Here is a 22889-nt window from a genome sequence, read left to right as displayed (position 1 = left end):
TAGCGCTACCATACGGCCGGATTGCTCCAATTTCCGCTACCCACGGAACGATAGTCGCCCACAGACTGGGCAGACATGCGCATTCCACTGCAAAGAAGGGCAGCTAAAAAAATAAAATTCAGGCAGGTAAAAAGGGCATCGGTTCGATTTCTGAAGAAGCCGAAATGTATTCTCATGGATGGAGTTGCAATTTTTTAATCCGGGAACATACCCAAATCCAGATAAAGGATCAAAGCTAAGCTACTCACAATCCAGTATATCCTATAAAAATTGTTGTAAAACCCAACATTGATGATGTGAATCCCTCTCTAGTAACAGCAATTCTCACCATCTTCACAAAGGATAAGAAATTCAGAACGCCTGTTTTGTTGATGTTTGGCAGCAGAGCAACGAACCCCGTCTACACATTCATTGACTGGTTTGGTTTCACCGTACCCTACGTATTTCAGCCTGCTACTCGCTATACCCTTTGAGATGATATAATCAACAGTAGCCTTCGCTCTGCGTTCTGACAAGGGTTGATTGTAAGTGTCATTATCTCCTCTGACATCGGTATGAGAATTTACCTGGATCTTCAGGCTTGGGTATAATTCCATAGCATCGACGATAATATCGAGTTCGTCCTTGTAATCATCTTTGATTTCAGATTTGTCAAAATCAAAAAAGATAGTTGGATCCAGGCCTAACAATTTAGCGAGATCTGTTCCGTAATTAACACAATTGGTTTCAATATAGAAATCGACCATTCGCAATTCGCAGGGATTGATCTCCAGGTATTCTTCTGCAGGGGTGTATCCTTCTCGAGTTGCCCTTACAAAATTATTTTTATTTCTGTCGATGGAGACGCTATATGCTCCCTCCTCGTCAGTAAAGGTTGAGGCAATAATTTCGTTATCATCACTAATAATATTGATGGTGGTTCCTGTTAAAGGCAGGAGAGTGGTTTTATCATAGACTATCCCGGTTAAGGTTTTGGGATTAAGACATTCTGCAGTGAAGGCATAGATATTGTCATCTGAAAAATCCTCTGCGTTCCTTCTTCCAGAATCGTTGCTTCTGGGCCTGTTAGAGGCAAAAAATCCGTATTGCTTTTCACTGTCATAGATAAAGGTAAAGTCGTCGTATTCGCTGTTGACCGGCTGCCCAAGGTTTTCAGGAACAGACGCCACTGTCCCATTGGCATTTAAATCAACAGAATACACATCCAGTCTTCCTTCCCCGGCCAGGCGGTCTGAAGAAAAATATAGCTTTCCGTCTTTACTAACAAAGGGAAAACTCTCCCTGAATTTTGTATTGACCCGATTTCCGAGATTTTTTATTTCTCCCTTAATGCCTTTTTCATCAAGCCCGATCATAAAGATATCTGAAAGGCCTTCACTCCCCGGCATATCTGAAGTAAAATAGAGTCGGGAATCATCCGCGCTTAGCGCAGGGTTGGCGAAAGAATAGCCGTCAGAATTAAAAGACTTGTCCCCATTTTGATTTTTGTACCATGAATCGTCCAGTATCCTCCAGCCTTCACTTTCCAAAACGGCTTTAAATATCTTCAGGCGTATAATATTGTCATTATCCCGCACAAGCTCACCGTCCTTAAAATTGGATGCGGTAAAATACATAGTTTTTCCATCTGAAGAAAAAGTGGCGGTAGACTCGTCTACTTTGATAGAAGTGGATTCGGCCTCTCTGGGATTGATCCCATTGCCGAAGAAATTCAATTTGCTAATCACCTGGAGTGAGTCTTCATCGAACTCAAATTCATACAAGTCGAGAAAATCCTTATTGGTACCACTATGCCTGTATCTGTGGAGGTTACCTGTATCCCTGTCTGAAGAAAAAATAAGACCTTCTTTATAAAAGGCGGGAGCAAAATCAGAAAAATGATTTAGATTAACGCTGTCTTTTAAGTTTGAGAAATATTCTCTTAAATCCTGTAGCTTATAAACCCTTGTGGTCTGAGTTACTGTATTGGCAGCTGAACCGCTGATATATGCTGCCAATTTTTCCTTTGCCTTGTCTTCTTCCCCAATTGCCCTGAGGCTCTGACCGTATCTGAAGTTATATTCTACGGGCACTTCAAAATCGGGCTTTTCTTCTGCCCTTTGGTATAATATCTCGTAGACCTTTGCCGCATTGTCATAATCTGCGATAAAATAATAGGAATTGGCCAATTTCATCAGGGCCGTATCCTTCACCTTATCGGGTTTTTCCATCAGGCGTTTTTGATATACCCTGGTATACATGGTATAGGTGTATTTCTCCTTTTTCTTTACAGGAATGCTTTGTGCAATGAGGTTGCCGAGCACTGCAAAGAAGGCTATACCTGAGATCAATAAACGCTTTGTCATGAAATTCATTTTTTAAAAGAATCTAGGTGATACCAGACCACGGAACGATCTAACCAATTCAAATCTCAGAAACACTTCAAAGGAACCATCGTTAAATCGGGTTCCCCCCAGTTCGGTGATCTCCTTATCATAAGCGAGGCCTAGCATAAGTTGTTCCGATAATTGGAATCCAAAAAGAGCACTGGCTGCGGCATCCCAGCGATAGGCAGCTCCAAATGAAAATTTATCATTTAGTAAAAATGTTCCTGAAAAATCGAGTTGTAGTGGAGCTCCGCCTACAGCCTTCATCAAAAATGCCGGCTTAAATTTTAAATTGTAATTCAGGTCGAACACATATCCGGTAATCATATAAAAATTAAGTCGTTCAGTAGATTGAAACTGAACGGAATTAGCGGTACGTTGTGAATTGTCAAAATAATCTGTTTCAAGCATGTTGGGAGCTGAAAGTCCGAGGTAGAATCGATTGGTATGGTAATACACTCCAAAACCGACATTGGGTGAGAAGTTGTTTGTGATATCTGCTCCGTCATTAATAGGTTCCTGGTCAAAATTCCTCAGTTGCTGAAAGTCGAGATTCAACAAATTTCCGCCAAATTTAAGGCCAAAAGACAACTTCCTTTCATCGGCCAGATCGAGCGTATAAGACATTACTGCATCGAAATAGGTCTCCTGAACCACCCCGTTCCCAATATTGTCATTCACAATCGATATCCCGTAACCCAGCTTACTATTCCTGATGGGGGAATGTAAATTCAGGGTCTGTGTTTTTGGTGCACCGTCTAATCCCACCCATTGTGCCCTGTACATCGCTGCTATACTCAATTGACCACGTGATCCTGCATAAGCGGGATTCACACTCATGGTATTGTACATATACTGCGTGTACTGTGCATCCTGTTGTGCCTGTAATGTGCCAAAGCAGGTGATTGCCAGTAGTAATATTGCAAATGCGTATTTATGTAGTGTCATGTTATTTATCATCAATTATTTACTGATATAAAGATAACCTGTATCAGTAATCCGTTCCTGATCTAAATCATATTCAAAGATATAGAAATAAACCCCTGCAGGCAGGTAGTCATTTGTGCTCAGGGTGGATCTGCCTCTGGATCTGCCGTCGAAGACATTGGTCTGGTTGTTGTAATTATTACCTTCAAAGACTGCGATCCCCCAGCGATTGTAAATTCTCAGGGTATTATTCCTGGCGAAATCGACGTCTCTAATAAACAGGAAGTCGTTTCTACCATCGTTGTTCGGGGTAACCATCTGATTTACTTCAATCTTGAATTCGGTGATCACCTGAGACACGAGTATGGTTACCGTAGCCGTATCACAGTTTGTAGGATCGGCAACTTCACAGATCGTATACTCAATGGTATAAGTTCCCGCAGGAGTTCCCGCCGCTACACTTACTGTACCATCGGCATTGACCGTAAGCGGACCGGTAGGCGTAGACGTTATGGTTACATCGGCTGGATTCACCGGCTGCCCGTTGAGGGTGTCATTATCCAGTACGTTACTATCGGTTACAAGACCTCCGGCGTCCCCATCAACCAAGACACCTCTGAAATCATCGTCAACTGCGTCGATTATATTAGCTCCCGGGAGTACTTCAACCGTAACGGTAGCTGTATCACAGTTCTCAGGATTAGCTACTTCACATATGGTATAATCTATCGTATAGGTACCCGGGGCAGTATCTGCAGCAACACTTACCGTACCGTCTGTATTGACTGTCAGTGGGCCTGTTGGCGTTGAAGTGATGGTTACATCAGCAGGATCAACCAATACACCATTTAAAGTATCATTATCTAATACGTTGCTGTCTGCGACTAACCCACCCGTACTTCCATCAACAGGATTAGATGTGAAATCATCATCAACCGCATCGATCATGTTTGGGCCTTCTGCTACCACAACTGTCACTGTAGCAGTATCGCAATTATCAGGATTGGCTACTTCACAGATCGTATACTCAATGGTGTAGGTTCCAGGTGCCGTATCTGCCGCAACACTCACTGTTCCGTCTGCGTTTACAGTGAGAGGGCCGGTTGGGGTAGAGGTAATTGTTACATCTGCAGGATTTACCGTCATCCCATTCAGGGTATCGTTATCCAATACATTGCTATTGGCAACAACACCTCCTGTGCTTCCATTTACCGGGTTAGCACTAAAATTATCATCTACGGCATCAATTCCCGGTGGTCCGTTAATAATTGTTACCGTTGGGTCATCCGGATTTCCGTCTCCATCGCTGTCAATATCTGTTGTATCATCAGGATCGTCTGAAAGCGTACTGATGGGACCATTATCAGGAATAAATGCAGTAACTGTGGCCGTGTTCTGAAAACTACCGGCATCAATATCATCCTGGGTAATGGTGTAAGTGGCCGTAAATGTGGTATTATCAGACTGTCCTGGTTCCAGGGTTGTCAGCGGTCCGCCAACTACCTCCACCAATGGATCGGTCACCGTGATATTTCCTAATGGAACCGTGCCGGTGTTGATTACAGTAAAGGTATAACTGATCGTTTCACCTACTTGCGCAAAGCCATCGTTATTCTCGTCATTGAAGGTATCCACTTTAAGAACAACAATATTTGGTCCGGCATCAACTACTACGGTTACAGATGCGGTATCGCAGTTTGTAGGATTCGTTACCTCACAAATAGTGTAATCAATTGTATAAGTTCCCGGAGCAGTATCGGCTGCTACACTTACCGTTCCATCAGCATTAATTGTCAATGGGCCAGTGGGTGTTGAGGTCAGCGTCACATCAGCAGGATCTACCGGCAGACCGTTCAGGGTATCATTATCCAGCACATTGCTGTCTGCCACTAGCCCGCCTGTAGTTCCATCAACAGGATTTGCGCTGAAGTCGTCATCCACCGCATCAATCACATTCGCACCAGGATCCACCACTACGGTCACCGAACCGGTGTCACAATTCGTTGGATTAGCTACCTCACAGATCGTATATTCTATAGTGTATGTACCTGCAGCGGTATTCGGAGCCACACTTACCGTTCCATCAGCATTGACTGTCAATGGGCCTGTGGGTGTTGAAGTCAGTGTCACATCAGCAGGATCTACCGGCAGACCGTTCAGGGTATCATTATCCAGTACATTGCTGTCTGCAACCACGCCTCCGGCTACCCCGTCAACAGGGTTTGCGCTGAAGTCGTCATCCACCGCATCGATAGTGTTTCCACCTACAGTAATAGTGACTGTAGCTGAAGCACAAACATCGGGATCAGGGTCAGTATTACAAACCTGATAGATTATAGTAATAATGGAATCTGATTCTGAAGCATCAGGGATGTATGAAAGCTCTCCGGTATCAGGATTAAAGCTTACTGTTCCTGTGGCATTACCGCCAATTCTCGTGAGGCTAGTAGTCCCCAGGTTATTAGGATCATCATTCGGCAGATAATCGTCGTTTGCCAGAATGTTGATCACAACTTCAGTCTGTGCTGCTGTTTCTCCTTCGTCATCAACTGCAGTTGCAACCAGAGGGTTTGGATCTCCTCCGTTAGGGTTTCCATCCTGGTCACAATCGAGCAGATCCCAATCCGCAGAGGGAGTAAGGGTCTGACTAGCGAGTACAAGAGAACAGGGATCCAGCGGATCGGTCTGATCATCCACTTCGTCTGAGTTGGTCACTCCATCGTCATCGCAATCAGCAGCATCCCAGTCGGATGAAGGGTCAAGGGTCTGACTTGCCAATACAAAATCGCAGGAATCTAAAGGATCCGTATTGTCTGTTAGTTCGTCTCCGTTGGTTACTCCATCGCCATCACAGTCTACAGCTAAATAGTCCTCGCTTTGGTCAAGTGTTACACTGTCGGGATTATAAGAACAAGGATCTAATGGATCTGTATTGTCTGTTTGTTCGTCTCCATTGGTTACTCCATCCCCGTCGCAATCTTCGGTGAGGTAATCCCCACTTGGATCCAGGGTTACGCTATCCGGGTTGTAGGAACAAGGATCCAATGGATCGGTCTCGTCCTCAACTTCATCTTCATTTGTCACCCCATCGCCATCGCAATCATCAGCATCCCAGTCGGATGAAGGATCAAGGGTCTGACTTGCCAATACAAAATCACAAGGATCTAATGGATCTGTATTGTCTGTTTGTTCGTCTCCATTGGTTACTCCATCCCCGTCGCAATCTTCGGTGAGGTAATCCCCACTGGGATCCAGTGTAACGCTATCCGGGTTGTAGGAACAAGGATCCAATGGATCGGTCTCGTCCTCAACTTCATCCTCATTGGTCACCCCATCGCCATCGCAATCAGTAGCATCCCAGTCGGATGAAGGATCTACGGTCTGACTTGCCAATACAAAATCACATGGATCTAAAGGATCTGTATTGTCTGTTAATTCGTCTCCGTTGGTTACTCCATCCCCGTCGCAATCTTCGGTGAGGTAATCCCCACTTGGATCCAGTGTAACGCTATCCGGGTTGTAGGAACAAGGATCCAGCGGATCGGTCCCATCGGTATTTTCATCCCCGTTGTTAACGCCGTCGCCATCACAATCTGCAGCTAAAAAGTCTTCACTTTGGGCCACAGTAATACTTTCCGGATCAAAGGAACAAGGATCCAGCGGATCGGTCTCGTCCTCAACTTCATCTTCATTAGTTACCCCATCGCCATCGCAATCGGTAGCATCCCAGTCGGATGAGGGGTCTACGGTCTGACTTGCCAGGATAAAATCACATGGATCTAAAGGATCTGTATTGTCTGTTAGTTCGTCTCCGTTGGTAACGCCGTCACCATCACAGTCTTCCATGAGGTAATCACCGCTTGGATCCAGAGTTACGCTATCGGGGTTGTACGAACAAGGATCGAGGGGATCGGTATCATCTTCAAGCTCATCATCATTGGTTACTCCATCGCCATCACAATCGAGTGCATCCCAGTCACTGGTAGGAGTAACGGTCTGACTTGCCAATACAAAATCACATGGATCCAGAGGATCTGTACCATCCCGGTCTTCATCAGGATCGGTTACACCATCGCCGTCAGTATCAATAACCTCATCATCGCAATCGATCAAGAAGTTAAAATCCATGATCCACTTGTGCTCATTACCTTCTGGTCCTATCCAACCCCAGCCTGAAAGACCTTCAGCCCCAACATTGGAATCGTGTAGTGCTCCTCCCGGACCTACTTGTACCCCGTATTTGGGAGTATTCGAATCATAAGGATCCGGTCTGTGGGATACCTTGAAGGTACCCTGCCCAAAACAACTTGAACCATTGGAAACGATATAACTTCTGTCATTATCGATAAGATAATAATCCAATTCTTCAGCATGCGCCTCAGAACAGCCTTCGTCTTTAAATTCTCCCCCTTCATTTTGCCATTCTGTCCAATTCTTTTTGTTTATCAATACCACGTAAATTTCAACGACACAATCACCGTTTTTGGTGGTCCCTGTAATCAGTGCTTCCCCATTACTTTTCTTGGTGAAAGTGAGGTTGTGATCTGCAGTAGAGGAAAAGAATTTTGATCCGTTATTAGGATTAGGTTTAGCCCACCAGAAATTGGCACCCATGTTATCATCCGGCGTACATCGATCGGCATCAATAACATCGCATATTACATCTGTGCCGTTATCCGTAGTATCATCTCTGTAGTCTACATCCTCAGTGCCATCTTCATCAGGTAAGTCGTTGGCCGGATCATCAATTTCATCATTTACATCAAAACCGTCATTTAAATTATCGCCTTCATACCCATCATCGAGTCCGTCCATATCGGTATCGTTCCCTGTAAAAGTCTGATCGGGTACACCGTCAAAATTGAAGTCATTTCCTTCATTATTGTCAGGATCAAGGTCATTATCGGTATCCAGGTCGCGATAATCAGATTCGTCTGTGCCGTCAGTGTTTTGTGGTGTGATCCCATTGTTCTCATAGGCGTTGTCTAAACCATCATTGTCGCTGTCCATCCCTGACGGAGAAACATAACCGGCTGTCGACTGGCCTTCCACATTATCCGGGATACCGTCATCATCTGAATCAATGTCTCGAAAATCGGGATGATCATCACCGTCAGTATCCACGGGCGTTATTCCATCTCCGGAGCCCGGGTATTCCTCATAATGGTCGTCCAGGCCATTGCCATCACTATCATTGGAGCAAACCGGGATATATCCCGAAGTGGTCTGTGCTTCTACATTATCGAGGATTCCATCATTATCTGAATCGATGTCGAGATAGTCTGAGATACCGTCACCGTCTGTGTCTACAGGATCTAAGCCGCAGGCATCAGGGATTTCCGGACAGGGGCCTAAAGTATCACCATGATCGAGGTGAGCCTGCACAGCTGATGGTGCTACAGTAATCTCATGGTACCCGTTGCGTGGGTTGTTAGGACTTTTATCTTCTTTATGACATAAGGTTACTTTATCCTTTCCCTTATATCTACTTTCCTTGCTATTGTAGTTACACACACCATCGCCTTCATCATCGTCCTCATCGTCACCTTCATCATTACAGGCATATATGTCATCAAGTCCGTCACCATTGACATCAATTCCCGAAGGAGCCAGGTAGCCTGTGTCTGTCTGAGCTTCAATATTATCGAGAATCCCATCATTATCCGAATCGATGTCAAGAGAGTTAGGGATTCCGTCGCCATCCGTATCCACTTGTTCGCCTTCAACGGTATCGAGGATACCATCGTTGTCATCATCGATATCATCTTTGTCCTTTACACCATCCCCATCGCTGTCCTTACCCTTGGAAAGCTCCATGGTATCAGCAATCGGATCTGTGTTCCCAAAGGAATCAGTCGAAAATATTACCAGGAAAAATGAAAATAGAAAAGTGACAAAAAGAGTTTTTTGTCCCTTGAAAAAAGTAATGTTCTCCATATAGGCTAGCTTTATTAAACTCGAGCACCATAACGGGGATAAATTACTTTAAGTAAGATTTTGGGAATCTTTAAGTGAACTGCAATATATGGCATTAGACATGATACTCAAACTCTTTCAACCCTTTCTTTCAGGACATTCTTTAACCGACCTAAATATTCGACAAACAGATAATTTATAAGCTTTTTCGGACATGTATTTAATTGAGTTCAGCAAGATCAATTTTCATTTAATCGAAGAAAACTGCTGCTTATCCCTTTTAGAAAGCAGTTTGCCTGATTTTTAAATCTGATAATTCCTGACATTCTGATCTCCTTTATTACCCTCTTCCTCCGGTCTCATCCGGATAAAATCCCTTACTTTTGCCAAAATTTTCTAAGTGAATTTCAAAAAGGAAATAGCAAAACGCAGGACGTTCGGTATCATTTCTCACCCGGATGCGGGGAAAACTACACTTACCGAAAAGTTACTCCTTTTCGGAGGCGCCATTCAGGAAGCAGGAGCCGTCAAGAATAACAAGATAAAAAAGTCGGCTACCAGCGATTTTATGGAGATTGAAAGACAAAGAGGAATCTCCGTAGCCACCTCGGTGCTCGCTTTCCTTTACAAAGACAAAAAGATCAATATTCTCGACACTCCGGGTCACAAGGATTTTGCTGAAGACACCTTTCGCACCCTGACTGCGGTAGACAGTGTCATTGTTGTTATCGATGTGGCCAAAGGGGTGGAAGAGCAGACTAAGAAGTTGGTGGAAGTCTGCAGGATGAGAAAGATCCCGATGATCGTATTTATCAATAAACTCGATCGTGAGGGGAAAGACGCTTTTGACCTTCTTGACGAGGTGGAACAGGAGTTGGGTCTTACGGTTACACCCCTGAGTTTTCCCATAGGGATGGGATACGACTTTAAAGGAATCTACAATATCTACGAAAAGAATATCAACCTCTTTAGCGGGGATAGCAAGAAAAATATTGAGGATACCATTGCTTTTGACGACCTCAGCAATCCCGACCTTGATAAAATTATAGGAGATAAGGCAGCAGCTACACTGCGTGAAAACATAGAGTTGATCGAAGGTGTTTATCCCCCTTTTAACAAACAAGCCTATCTGGAGGCGAATCAACAACCGGTGTTCTTTGGCTCTGCCCTGAATAATTTTGGTGTACGTGAACTTCTGGATTGTTTTATTGAAATAGCTCCTCCACCGCGGGATAAAATGGCCCAGGAGCGATTGGTAAAAGCCGATGAGCAACAAATGACGGGGTTTGTTTTTAAAATCCATGCCAATATGGATCCCAAACACAGGGACAGGCTCGCTTTTGTAAAAGTAGTCTCAGGAACTTTTGAACGCAATAAACCTTACCTCCATGTAAGGCAGGATAAAAAGCTAAAGTTCTCCAGTCCCAATGCATTTTTTGCTGAAAAGAAGGAGATTGTAGACACCTCTTTTCCCGGAGATATTGTAGGCTTGCACGATACAGGGAACTTTAAGATCGGGGATACACTTACCGAGGGAGAGACTATTCATTACAAAGGGATACCCAGTTTTTCTCCTGAACATTTCCGATATATCAATAATGCAGACCCCATGAAGTCCAAGCAATTGTACAAGGGGATAGACCAACTGATGGATGAAGGTGTTGCCCAGTTATTTACCCTGGAACTCAACGGCCGAAAGGTGATTGGTACAGTTGGAGCCTTACAGTACGAGGTGATTCAGTACCGTTTGGAGCACGAATACGGGGCTAGATGTACCTATGAGAACTTCCCGGTGCACAAAGCCTGCTGGGTAGAAGCCAATGATCCCAATAGTGATGAATTCAAAGAATTTAAAAGGGTAAAGCAAAAATTTCTGGCCACTGACAAGCGAGGGCAGCTGGTATTCCTGGCCGATTCGGCATTCTCACTTCAAATGACCCAGCAAAAGTACCCTAATGTAAAATTGCATTTTACCTCAGAATTTTCCTGAGTTCCCGTTAAAGGGTATAAAAAAATCCGGAACTAAGTCCGGATTTTGTTTTTCTTACGCCTCCCCTGTAGGCCCAAAATTCAATGGGATAGGAGGTTGTTCATAATCCTTGATGGTACCGTGAGCTTTCTCAAATCTATTGACATTGTCATTCAGAGCCTTCAGAAATTTCTTGGCGTGTTGTGGGGTAAGTACGATCCTGCTTTTCACCTTGGCTTTTGGAGCCCCGGGCATCAAGCTGATAAAATCGACAACAAACTCGGAGACTGAATGATTGATGATGGCTAGGTTAGAGTAAACCCCCTCTGCCATCTTTTCATCCAACTCAATATTGATCTGTTTTTGTTTTTTATCATTCTCGGCCATAGCCTTGTTTTTTAGGAGTTAAATAAAAAACCCCCAACCGCAAGGTTGAGGGTTTGGTTTTTAGAATTTCAATTCTTCCTTACGAGCCATGATCTCATCGTACTCCTGTTTGGAGCCCACGATGATAGATTCATAATCTCGCATTCCTGTTCCTGCAGGGATTTTATGCCCTACAATAACATTTTCCTTTAAGCCTTCAAGGTCATCTACCTTCCCACTTACTGCAGCTTCGTTCAATACCTTGGTCGTTTCCTGGAAGGAAGCAGCTGAAATAAACGATTTGGTTTGTAGTGAAGCCCTTGTAATTCCTTGGAGTACAGGTGTTGCAGTGGCTGCAACAGCCTCTTTTGCTGTAACCAGGTTCTTATCGGCGCGTTTGAGGATCGAATTCTCGTCCCTTAATTCACGTGCTGAAATGATTTGTCCAGGTTTCAGATTTTCAGACTCTCCTGCATCTTCAACGACTTTCATTCCGTAGATCTCATCGTTCTCCCGGATAAAATCATCCTTGTGAACCAATTGATTTTCAAGGAAGATAGTGTCTCCCGGATCTTCAATTCGAACCTTACGCATCATCTGTCTTACAACTACCTCGAAGTGTTTGTCGTTAATTTTTACACCCTGTAGTCGGTAAACCTCCTGTACTTCGTTAACCAAATACTGCTGTACCGCAGATGGTCCTTTGATAGCCAGAATATCTTCAGGCGTAATGGATCCATCGGATAAAGGCATTCCTGCTCTTACGTAATCATTTTCCTGAACGAGGATCTGATTTGAAAGTTTGACGAGATATTTTTTCTGTTCACCCAACTTGGATTCGATAATAATCTCCCGGTTTCCTCTTTTGATTTTACCAAAGGAGACTACACCGTCAATTTCAGAAACTACTGCAGGATTAGAAGGGTTACGCGCTTCAAATAATTCGGTTACCCTTGGCAGACCTCCGGTGATATCCCCTGCCTTGGCAGATTTACGTGGTATTTTTACCAGAATCTTACCTTCCTTGATCTTTTCTCCGTCATCTACCATGATATGTGATCCTACTGGTAAATTGTAAGAACGCAATACCTCATCTTTGGTATTCTTGATCAATAAAGTGGGAATAAGTTTTTTATTCCTTGATTCTGAAATCACTTTTTCCTGGAATCCGGTTTGTTCATCGATCTCAACCTGGTAAGTGATACCTTGCTCGATATTCTCGTAGGCGATCTTACCCGGGAATTCAGAAACAATAACTCCGTTATAGGGATCCCACTGACAAATAAGCTCACCCTTTTTCACCTTAGCTCCATCTTTGATAAAGAGCTGTGAACCGTAAGGAATATTATTTGTACTTAGTGTTATTCCGGTTTTTGCGTCTACGATCTTGATCTCAGACGTCCTTGAAATAACAATATTCACGGGTTTACCTTCGCTATTTTCACCTTTTACGGTTCGCAGATCTTCAATTTCTGCTTTCCCGTCAAATTTAGCTTCCAGCTTATTATCTTCCGAGATGTTACCCGCAATACCTCCAACGTGGAAGGTACGCAGCGTAAGCTGAGTTCCCGGTTCTCCAATAGACTGAGCAGCTACAACACCAACGGCTTCACCTCTTTGAACCATTTTATTGGTTGCGAGATTTCTTCCGTAACACTTGGCACAGATTCCTTTCTGAGCTTCACATGTCAAGGCTGAGCGAACTTCAACCCTTTCGATTGGTGAGGCTTCAACTTTTCTTACATCAGACTCCATAATTTGTTGTCCTGCCGTAAGCAAAAGTTCTTCAGTGATTGGATCAAAGACATCGTGCAAAGCAACACGTCCTAATATCCTTTCTCCAAGAGTCTCTACTACTTCCTCATTCTTCTTGAGGGCTTCAACTTCAATTCCTCTTAACGTACCGCAATCTTCAATATTTACGATTACATCCTGAGAAACATCAACCAGTCTACGGGTTAGGTAACCTGCATCCGCTGTTTTAAGAGCGGTATCGGCCAATCCTTTACGTGCACCGTGAGTTGAGATAAAGTATTCGAGGATCGAGAGTCCTTCTTTAAAGTTAGAAAGAATCGGGTTTTCGATGATCTCCCCTCCACCGGCGGTAGATTTTTTGGGTTTGGCCATCAATCCCCTCATTCCGGTAAGCTGTCTGATCTGTTCTTTAGATCCCCTTGCCCCCGAATCGAGCATCATATACACAGAATTGAATCCCTGCTGGTCTTCGCGAATCCTCTTCATGGCCAGCTCAGTAAGCATAGCGTTTGTAGAGGTCCACACGTCGATCACCTGATTGTATCTTTCGTTGTTGGTGATAAGACCCATGTTATAATTCGTCATAATGCCATCCACCTGCTCGTTGGCATCTGCGATCATTTCGTGTTTCTCCTGTGGGATAATAATATCCCCAAGGCTGAAGGACAAGCCACCTTTGAAGGCGAACTCATATCCCATGGTCTTGATTTTATCCAGGAAATCGGCTGTAGTTGGCACATCGGTTACAGACAAAATCTTACCGATGATATCCCTTAGCGATTTCTTATTCAATACATCGTTGACATAACCCGCCTGTTCCGGAACTACCATATTGAAGAGAACCCTTCCTACAGTAGTTTCGATAATCTGGTTAACCAACTCCCCTTCTTCATTAAAATCCTTAGCCCTTACTTTGATTCCGGCATTAAGCTCTACCCTGTTTTCATTAAAGGCAATGACCACCTCTTCATAAGAGTAAAATGTCAGGCCTTCGCCTTTAACAGGCCTTTCCTTGGTAGACTTGCGTTCCTTGGTCATGTAGTACAACCCTAGAACCATATCCTGAGATGGAACCGTTATAGGTGAACCGTTTGCAGGATTCAGGATGTTATGAGAAGCCAGCATTAACAATTGTGACTCCAGTATCGCTTCAGGTCCCAATGGAAGGTGAACTGCCATCTGATCCCCGTCAAAATCCGCGTTAAATGCGGTACATACTAAGGGATGCAAACGAATAGCTTTTCCTTCGATCAGTTTTGGCTGAAACGCCTGAATACCCAATCTGTGCAGTGTGGGGGCCCTGTTGAGAAGTACAGGGTGTCCTTTAAGAACATTCTCAAGGATGTCCCAAACTACCGGCTCTTTCTTATCAATAATCTTTTTGGCCGATTTAACAGTTTTTACAATTCCTCTTTCGATCAGTTTACGGATCACGAAGGGTTTGTAAAGTTCTGCGGCCATGTCTTTCGGCAGTCCGCACTCGTACAAACTCATCTCAGGACCTACAACGATCACTGAACGCGCTGAATAGTCGACACGTTTACCGAGTAAATTCTGACGAAATCTACCTTGTTTCCCTTTGAGGGAATCAGAAAGAGATTTTAACGGTCTGTTCGATTCCGTTTTAACGGCAGATGCCTTTCTTGTATTATCAAATAGGGAATCAACAGCTTCCTGCAGCATCCTCTTCTCATTTCTGAGGATCACTTCAGGGGCTTTGATTTCCATCAATCGCTTTAAGCGGTTATTTCTGATGATCACCCTTCTGTAAAGATCGTTGAGATCCGAGGTAGCAAATCTACCTCCATCAAGGGGAACCAATGGTCTTAATTCCGGTGGGATCACAGGAACAACTTTCATGATCATCCACTCTGGCCTGTTCTCACGGTTATCCTGTGATTCACGCAACGCCTCTACTACCTGAAGTCTTTTCAGGGCTTCGGTCTTACGCTGCTTGGAAGTTTCCGTGTTAGCTTTGTGACGCAGGTTATAGGAAAGTTCTTTAAGGTCGATCCTCGATAAAAGATCAATTAAACATTCCGCACCCATCTTAGCGATAAATTTATTGGGATCCGAATCCTCCAGATATTGATTTTCCGGTGGAATCGACTCCATGATGTTCAGATATTCCTCTTCTGTAAGGAAATCGAGCATCTTTAATTCTTCGCCTTCCGGTCCTTTTGCCACTCCCGCCTGTATAACTACATAGCGCTCGTAATATATGATCATATCGAGCTTCTTGGAGGGCAAGCCCAGCAAGTAGCCTATTTTGTTGGGTAGGGAACGGAAGTACCAGATATGGGCAACAGGAACCACCAGATTGATGTGTCCTACGCGGTCTCTACGTACTTTTTTCTCTGTAACCTCAACCCCGCAACGGTCGCAAACAATGCCACGGTATCGGATTCTTTTATACTTTCCACAAGCACATTCGTAGTCTTTTACGGGCCCAAAAATTCGCTCACAGAACAATCCGTCCCTTTCGGGCTTGTGCGTTCTGTAGTTAATGGTTTCGGGTTTGAGAACTTCCCCTCTCGACTCTGCCAGAATAGATTCCGGAGATGCCAGGCCTATGGAAATCTTGTTAAACCTCTTTACTGCTGTGTTATCGTGATGTCTAGCCATAATGCTATTGGTGATACTATATTAATGTGTAACAGGTACTCTAATTATTCTTCCAATCTGATATCGAGGCCCAAACCTTTAAGTTCGTGCATCAATACGTTAAAAGATTCTGGTAATCCAGGTTCCGGCATGGTCTCGCCCTTAACGATAGACTCGTAAGTCTTTGCCCTTCCGATTACGTCATCCGACTTCACCGTGAGGATTTCTCGTAAGGTTGCCGATGCACCGTATGCCTGCAAGGCCCATACTTCCATCTCTCCAAAACGCTGTCCACCGAACTGGGCTTTTCCTCCCAATGGTTGCTGCGTAATCAAAGAATAAGGTCCTATAGAACGGGCGTGCATCTTGTCATCAACCATATGGCCTAATTTCAACATGTAGATCACTCCCACAGTGGCCGCCTGATCGAATCGTTCACCTGTACCCCCGTCGTAGAGATAGGTATGTCCAAATTGTGGCACTCCTGCTTCTTCGGTCAAATTATCGATCTCTTCAATGGTAGCCCCGTCGAAAATTGGAGTAGCAAATTTCTTATCCAATTTCTGGCCTGCCCAACCGAGAACGGTTTCATAGATCTGCCCGATGTTCATCCGCGAAGGAACCCCTAATGGGTTCAATACGATGTCTACCGGAGTCCCGTCTTCCAGGAAAGGCATATCTTCCTGTCGCACTATCCGCGCAACAATACCCTTGTTCCCGTGACGTCCTGCCATTTTATCTCCAACTTTCAGTTTCCTCTTCTTGGCGATGTACACCTTAGCCAGTTTCATAATTCCGGCAGGAAGTTCATCCCCTACTGAGATGGTAAACTTATCTCTTCTGAGGTTCCCCTGAAGGTCGTTCAACTTGATCTTGTAATTGTGCAACAGGTCTGCTACCATGGCATTGGTGGCCTTGTCTGTTGTCCAGCTTCCGCTTACAAGGTGAGCAAAATCGTCTACTGCGTTCAACATTTTCATGGTGTATTTCTTACCCTTAGGCAGTACTTCTTCACCCAGATCATTGGCAACCCCCTGAGAGGTTTTTCCGTTGATCATCTTGAAAAGTTTTTCAACCAGTACGTCTTTCAGCTCCTGGAATTTTACTTCGTATTCCAGTTCAAGAGCGTTGATCGCTTCCTTGTCTTCAGAACGCTTGCGTTTATCTTTGATCGACCTGGAAAACAATTTCTTGTCTATTACTACTCCCCTTAGCGATGGTGAAGCTTTTAAGGAGGCGTCCTTAACGTCTCCCGCTTTGTCACCAAATATCGCCCGAAGCAGTTTTTCCTCCGGGGTAGGATCGGATTCTCCTTTTGGAGTGATCTTTCCGATTAGAATATCGCCAGGTTTTACCTCTGCACCAATACGAATCATTCCGTATTCATCGAGGTCCTTGGTAGCTTCTTCTGAAACGTTGGGAATGTCGTTGGTTAGCTCTTCAGCACCCAGTTTGGTATCCCTTACTTCCAGCGAGTATTCATCGATATGGATGGAGGTGAAGATATCTTCGCGCACCACCTTCTCAGAGATTACGATCGCATCCTCAAAATTGTATCCCTTCCAGGGCATAAAAGCCACTTTCAGGTTTCTTCCAAGCGCCAATTCACCACTTTCGGTAGCGTATCCTTCACAGAGGACCTGCCCTTTTTTCACCTTGTCACCTTTCCTGACGATAGGCTTGAGGTTAATACTGGTTCCCTGGTTGGTTTTTCTAAACTTAACCAACTCGTAGGTCTTGGAATCTTCTTCAAAGCTTACCATGCGCTCCTCTTCGGAACGGTTGTATTTGATGGTGATCTTTTTAGAATCCACATATTCAATTACCCCGTCACCTTCTGCATTGATCAAAACCCTTGAGTCTGACGCTACCTGCCTTTCAAGTCCGGTTCCCACAATAGGTGATTGCGGTTTTAAAAGCGGTACAGCCTGACGCATCATGTTTGATCCCATCAAAGCCCTGTTTGCATCATCGTGTTCCAGGAAAGGAATAAGCGATGCCGAAATAGAGGCAATCTGGTTAGGTGCAACGTCTGTGTAATTTACTTCTGACGGATCAACCACAGGAAAATCTCCTTCTTCACGGGCAATGACCTTTTCACGGTCAATAGTTCCGTCTTTCTTAAGAGGAATGTTTGCCTGAGCGATCTTCATTCCTTCTTCTTCTTCCGCACTGAGGTATATAAATTCCTTGGTATCAACCTTTCCTTTAGCCACCTTACGGTATGGGGTTTCCAGGAAGCCCATTGAATTGACTTTAGCGAAAACAGATAAGGAAGAAATTAGTCCGATATTCGGTCCTTCAGGTGTTTCAATAGGACACAGTCGGCCGTAATGCGTATAGTGTACGTCCCTTACCTCAAAACCTGCTCTTTCCCTTGATAGTCCACCTGGCCCGAGTGCAGATAACCTCCTCTTGTGAGTGATCTCTGCCAGCGGGTTGGTTTGATCCATAAATTGAGACAACTGGTTGGTCCCAAAGAACGAGTTGATCACAGAAGAGAGTGTCTTCGCATTGATCAAATCTATAGGAGTAAATACCTCGTTGTCCCTTACGTTCATTCTTTCCCTGATGGTTCTGGCCATTCGAGCCAGACCTACACCAAACTGAGAAGAAAGTTGTTCTCCAACTGTTCTTACCCTTCTGTTGGACAAGTGATCGATATCATCGATCTCCGCCTTGGAATTGATCAGTTCTATAAGGTACTTGATGATGGTAATGATATCTTCTTTGGTAAGGACCTGCTTGTCCATCCCGATATCAAGACCGAGTTTTTTGTTCATTCTGTAACGTCCTACCTCTCCAAGATTGTATCGCTGGTCTGAGAAGAACAATTTGTCGATAATACCTCTGGCCGTTTCTTCATCCGGCGGTTCGGCATTTCTGAGCTGACGATAGATGTGCTCAACAGCTTCCTTTTCTGAGTTTGTAGGATCTTTTTGCAAGGTGTTGTGAATAATGGCGTAATCGCTCTGCGCATTATTCTCCTTGTGTAAAAGAATGGTTTTCACATCAGCGTCCATAATTTGCTGGATGTGATCTTTTTCTAATATGGTATCCCGATCAAGGATGATCTCGTTTCTTTCAATAGAGACAACTTCCCCGGTATCTTCATCCACAAAATCCTCGTGCCAGGTATTGAGTACCCTGGCAGCTAGTTTTCTTCCCAATACTTTGGTAAGTCCGGTTTTTGAAACTTTGATTTCCTCTGAAAGGTCGAAGATCTCAAGGATATCCTTGTCTCTTTCAAAGCCAATTGCCCGGAATAATGTGGTTACGGGTAACTTTTTCTTACGGTCGATATAAGCGTACATTACGCTGTTGATATCTGTCGCGAATTCAATCCAGGATCCCTTGAACGGAATTACTCTGGCTGAATATAATTTGGTTCCATTGGCGTGGAATGACTGCCCAAAGAAGACACCCGGAGAACGGTGCAGCTGAGAAACAACAACACGCTCGGCTCCGTTGATCACAAAGGTTCCGCTGGGGGTCATGTATGGAATAGTCCCCAGGTAAACATCCTGAACGATGGTTTCAAAATCCTCGTGTTCCGGATCTGTACAATAGAGCTTGAGCCTTGCCTTTAATGGCACGCTGTAGGTGAGTCCGCGCTCGATACACTCCTGAATGGAGTACCTCGGCGGATCTATAAAATAATCTAGGAACTCCAAGACAAATTGGTTCCTCGTATCTGTAATGGGAAAGTTTTCCATGAAGGTGTTGTACAAGCCTTCATTGCCCCTCTCGTCAGATTTTGTTTCAAGCTGAAAAAAATCTTGAAATGACTTAATCTGAATGTCCAAGAAATCCGGGTAGTCCGGTATGTTCTTAGCGGATGCGAAACTTATTCTTTCAGTTTGTTTTGTGAACATCTATGGACAAAATTTTGATCGTGAATACTATAACGGGTTGTATATGACTTTATATACTATCTATAAAAGGGTTTAGGTCTAGCCACCTGAGAGGCGGAAAGACCTAAACCAAAACCATATGGTTGTCGCAATTATTTAAGCTCAACTTCTGCTCCTGCTTCTTCCAAAGATTTTTTGATGCCTTCAGCTTCGTCCTTAGACACGCCTTCTTTAACGGCTTTTGGTGCACTGTCAACAATGTCCTTAGCGTCTTTCAACCCAAGACCTGTCAATTCTTTCACCAATTTAACTACGGCGAGTTTAGATCCACCTGCAGCTGTAAGAACAACATCAAATTCTGTTTTCTCTTCAGCGGCTTCAGCTTCTCCACCTCCGGCAGCACCACCAGCAACAGCAACAGCTGCAGCAGCGGGCTCAATGCCATACTCTTCTTTTAGGATATCAGCTAATTCATTCACTTCTTTTACAGTGAGATTAACCAATTGTTCTGCGAAATCTTTTAAATCTGCCATTTTTCTATCGTTTAATAAAATTTTAAAATTATGCTTGTTTTAGTGCGTACTGATTATTTTTCTGATAAGGTTTTCAGGATTCCGGCTAATTTGCCTCCACCCGACTTAAGGCCGGAGATAACATTTTTAGCAGGAGATTGAAGCAATGCGATGATATCACCGATTACTTCTTCCTTAGACTTGATACCTACCAGGGTTTCCAACTTATCGTCCCCAACAAAGATGGCCTCTTCTATAAATGCACCTTTTAACAGGGGCTTATCGGCTTTCTTGCGGAAGTTTTTGATAAGTTTGGCCGGACCATTACCGGTTTCAGAGAACATCAGGGAGGTATTGCCCGAAAGCACCCCAGGAAGTTCACCAAATTCTTTGTCAGAAGCCTCCATGGCTTTTGCCAACAAAGTGTTCTTCACCACGGACAACTTGATGTTCGCCTTAAAGCAGGCTCTTCTCAGGTCTGAAGTGGTTGTCGCGTCTAAGCCCGAAATGTCTGCCAAATAAATGGTAGTATTCTCGGCCAGTTGCGCAGTCAGATCTTTTATTACTATAGCTTTTTCTTCTCTAGTCATTGCGTTACATTTTCAGAATTAAACCGCTTTTGGATCTAATTGTACACTGGGGCTCATTGTGCTCGACATGTAGATACTTCTCATGTAAACACCTTTAGCCGCTGTTGGTTTCATCTTGTTTAATGTATCTAAGAGCTCTTTGGCATTGCCCGCAATCTTATCAGCCGAAAAGGAAGCCTTTCCGATTGCCGCGTGAACAATTCCTGTCTTATCTACTTTAAAGTCGATTTTACCCGCCTTTACTTCAGATACCGCTTTTCCGATATCCATAGTTACTGTTCCGGTTTTTGGATTAGGCATGAGCCCTCGGGGTCCCAGGATTCTTCCCAAAGGTCCGAGTTTACCCATAACGCTTGGCATGGTGATGATTACATCAACATCCGTCCAACCGCCTTTGATCTTCTCCAAATATTCGTCTAAACCGACGAAATCTGCACCGGCTTCTTGTGCCTCAGCTTCTTTATCAGGAGTTACCAATGCCAGAACTTTTACATCTTTTCCGGTACCATGTGGCAGGGTTACTACCCCACGAACCATCTGATTGGCCTTTCTGGGATCAACTCCCAAACGCACGGCCAGATCTACGGATGCATCAAATTTTGTATTGGTGATTTCCTTTATAAGAGATGAAGCTTCTTCCAGGGAGTAGAGTTTATCTTTCTCAATTTTAGCCCTGGCTTCCTTTTGCTTCTTAGTTAACTTTGCCATATAAAAATGCTTTATAAGATTTTAAAAAGGTCTTTTTCCTGCCACTTTGAGACCCATAGATCTCGCAGTTCCGGCTACCATGCTCATTGCCGACTCAACAGTAAATGCGTTTAAATCCACCATTTTGTCTTCTGCAATAGCCTTAACCTGATCCCAGGAAACGTTTCCTGATTTAACTCGGTTAGGTTCGCCAGATCCTTTTTTAATCTTAGCCGCTTCCATAAGTTGTACTGCCGCTGGCGGTGTCTTTACGACAAAGTCGAACGACTTGTCTTTATACACGGTGATAACTACAGGCAGGATTTTCCCCTGCTTGTCCTGGGTTCTGGCATTAAACTGCTTACAGAACTCCATGATGTTAACGCCGGCAGCACCTAAAGCGGGTCCAACCGGTGGCGATGGATTCGCGACACCTCCCCTAACTTGTAGTTTAACTACTTTACTTACTTCTTTTGCCATTGTTTAAAATTAAATTTCAAACCGTGTTTAATTTGGAAGCAACACAGCTCTTGTATATGTAACACTTGTATTAAACTTTTTCCACTTGCATATAGCTGAGTTCCAAAGGTGTCTTTCTGCCAAAAATCTTAACCATTACCTCCAGTTTTCTCTTTTCTTCATTGATTCGTTCCACGGTTCCGTTAAAACCGTTGAATGGGCCGTCGATAACCTTTACGGTCTCGCCCAGTACAAAAGGAATAGCAACACTGTCTGTATTAACAGCCAATTCGTCAACTTTTCCTAGCATGCGGTTCACCTCTGTTTTTCTCAGTGGCACAGGATCCCCTCCTTTTGTTTCTCCTAAAAAGCCAATCACATTGGTAATCGACCTTATTATATGTACCATCTCTCCACCTAAATTGGCTTTGATCATGATATATCCGGGAAAGTAAACCCTTTCCTTATTGATCTTTTTTCCGTTTCTGATCTGAACGACTTTTTCAGTGGGGACCAGAACTTCTTCCAGATAGTCACCGAAACCGGCACGTTCCACTTCAGATTCGATATAGCCTTTGATCTTGTTTTCCTGACCACTTACGGCTCTTACCACATACCATTTTTTCTCCAATACTTCAGACATAGAACCGTTTTAATTTAAGGTATCAAAATACAGTTGAATCAATTTGCTGAAAACCGTATCCACACCCCAGGTTGCCAAGGCGAACAAAATGGAAAATACAGCAACAATTACCATCAGGTTTGAAGACTCTGCCCTACTGGGTAAAGTAACATTGTGCTTCAGCTCTTCAAAAGATTCTTTTATATAGGTAATCATCTTGTACTTATTTTAAGGTTGTGAAATTGTTGTCTAATGCTTTTTC

The 22889-nt window shown here is 43.9% G+C and carries 14 protein-coding genes; 1 reads left to right on the top strand and 13 read right to left on the bottom strand.

The window, feature by feature from the left end; all coding sequences use genetic code 11:
- Positions 1-5 precede the first annotated feature (5 nt).
- From EQY75_RS13955 to EQY75_RS02765, 4 genes are all read right to left on the bottom strand, one after another.
- Positions 6-176: a hypothetical protein gene (locus EQY75_RS13955; RefSeq protein WP_165200423.1), complete on the bottom strand. Its 171-nt coding sequence runs from the start codon at positions 174-176 to the stop codon at positions 6-8.
- Between the two features lie 132 nt (positions 177-308).
- The gene (locus tag EQY75_RS02775) at positions 309-2345 is read right to left on the bottom strand and encodes an OmpA family protein (protein WP_165200420.1); all 2037 of its coding nucleotides are present in this window, start codon (positions 2343-2345) and stop codon (positions 309-311) included.
- Between the two features lie 12 nt (positions 2346-2357).
- On the bottom strand, positions 2358-3314 hold the full coding sequence (locus EQY75_RS02770; RefSeq protein WP_129602676.1) for a PorP/SprF family type IX secretion system membrane protein: 957 nt from the start codon (positions 3312-3314) through the stop codon (positions 2358-2360).
- A gap of 15 nt (positions 3315-3329) precedes the next feature.
- The gene (locus EQY75_RS02765; protein ID WP_129602674.1) at positions 3330-9230 is read right to left on the bottom strand and encodes a T9SS type B sorting domain-containing protein; all 5901 of its coding nucleotides are present in this window, start codon (positions 9228-9230) and stop codon (positions 3330-3332) included.
- A gap of 379 nt (positions 9231-9609) precedes the next feature.
- On the opposite strand from EQY75_RS02765, the gene EQY75_RS02760 reads away from it, so the two are divergent.
- A complete protein-coding gene (locus EQY75_RS02760; RefSeq protein ID WP_129602672.1) occupies positions 9610-11199 on the top strand; it encodes a peptide chain release factor 3 in 1590 nt (529 codons plus the stop codon).
- A 54-nt stretch (positions 11200-11253) separates the two neighbouring features.
- Here EQY75_RS02760 and EQY75_RS02755 read toward each other — a convergent pair whose 3' ends face one another.
- The 9 genes from EQY75_RS02755 to secE form a co-directional block, all read right to left on the bottom strand.
- Positions 11254-11565, bottom strand: a complete 312-nt coding sequence (locus tag EQY75_RS02755) for a DUF3467 domain-containing protein (protein WP_129602670.1) — start codon at positions 11563-11565, stop codon at positions 11254-11256.
- 60 nt (positions 11566-11625) lie between these two features.
- Positions 11626-15924, bottom strand: a complete 4299-nt coding sequence (gene rpoC, locus EQY75_RS02750; protein ID WP_129602668.1) for a DNA-directed RNA polymerase subunit beta' — start codon at positions 15922-15924, stop codon at positions 11626-11628.
- Positions 15925-15968: 44 nt separating this feature from the next.
- Entirely contained in the window at positions 15969-19778 is a 3810-nt protein-coding gene (gene rpoB, locus EQY75_RS02745) for a DNA-directed RNA polymerase subunit beta (RefSeq protein ID WP_129602666.1), read from the bottom strand.
- A gap of 131 nt (positions 19779-19909) precedes the next feature.
- Positions 19910-20290 carry a 50S ribosomal protein L7/L12 gene (rplL, locus tag EQY75_RS02740; protein ID WP_129602664.1) on the bottom strand — a complete coding sequence of 127 codons (381 nt, stop codon included), beginning with the start codon at positions 20288-20290 and terminating at the stop codon, positions 19910-19912.
- 53 nt (positions 20291-20343) lie between these two features.
- Positions 20344-20859: a 50S ribosomal protein L10 gene (rplJ, locus tag EQY75_RS02735; protein ID WP_129602662.1), complete on the bottom strand. Its 516-nt coding sequence runs from the start codon at positions 20857-20859 to the stop codon at positions 20344-20346.
- An 18-nt stretch (positions 20860-20877) separates the two neighbouring features.
- Entirely contained in the window at positions 20878-21567 is a 690-nt protein-coding gene (gene rplA / locus EQY75_RS02730; RefSeq protein WP_129602660.1) for a 50S ribosomal protein L1, read from the bottom strand.
- Positions 21568-21588: 21 nt separating this feature from the next.
- Positions 21589-22026: a 50S ribosomal protein L11 gene (rplK, locus tag EQY75_RS02725; RefSeq protein WP_129602658.1), complete on the bottom strand. Its 438-nt coding sequence runs from the start codon at positions 22024-22026 to the stop codon at positions 21589-21591.
- A gap of 70 nt (positions 22027-22096) precedes the next feature.
- Positions 22097-22648 (bottom strand): transcription termination/antitermination protein NusG, encoded by a 552-nt coding sequence (gene nusG, locus EQY75_RS02720; RefSeq protein WP_129602656.1) that lies wholly within the window; start codon positions 22646-22648, stop codon positions 22097-22099.
- Positions 22649-22657: 9 nt separating this feature from the next.
- Complete coding sequence (gene secE, locus EQY75_RS02715) at positions 22658-22843, bottom strand: preprotein translocase subunit SecE (RefSeq protein ID WP_129602654.1); 186 nt, start codon at positions 22841-22843, stop codon at positions 22658-22660.
- Positions 22844-22889 lie beyond the last annotated feature (46 nt).

Source organism: Muriicola soli (genome assembly GCF_004139715.1).
GTDB classification, from domain to species: domain Bacteria; phylum Bacteroidota; class Bacteroidia; order Flavobacteriales; family Flavobacteriaceae; genus Muriicola; species Muriicola soli.
Note: the sequence above shows the minus strand (reverse complement) of the source record. Positions and strands in the feature narration are given on the sequence as shown.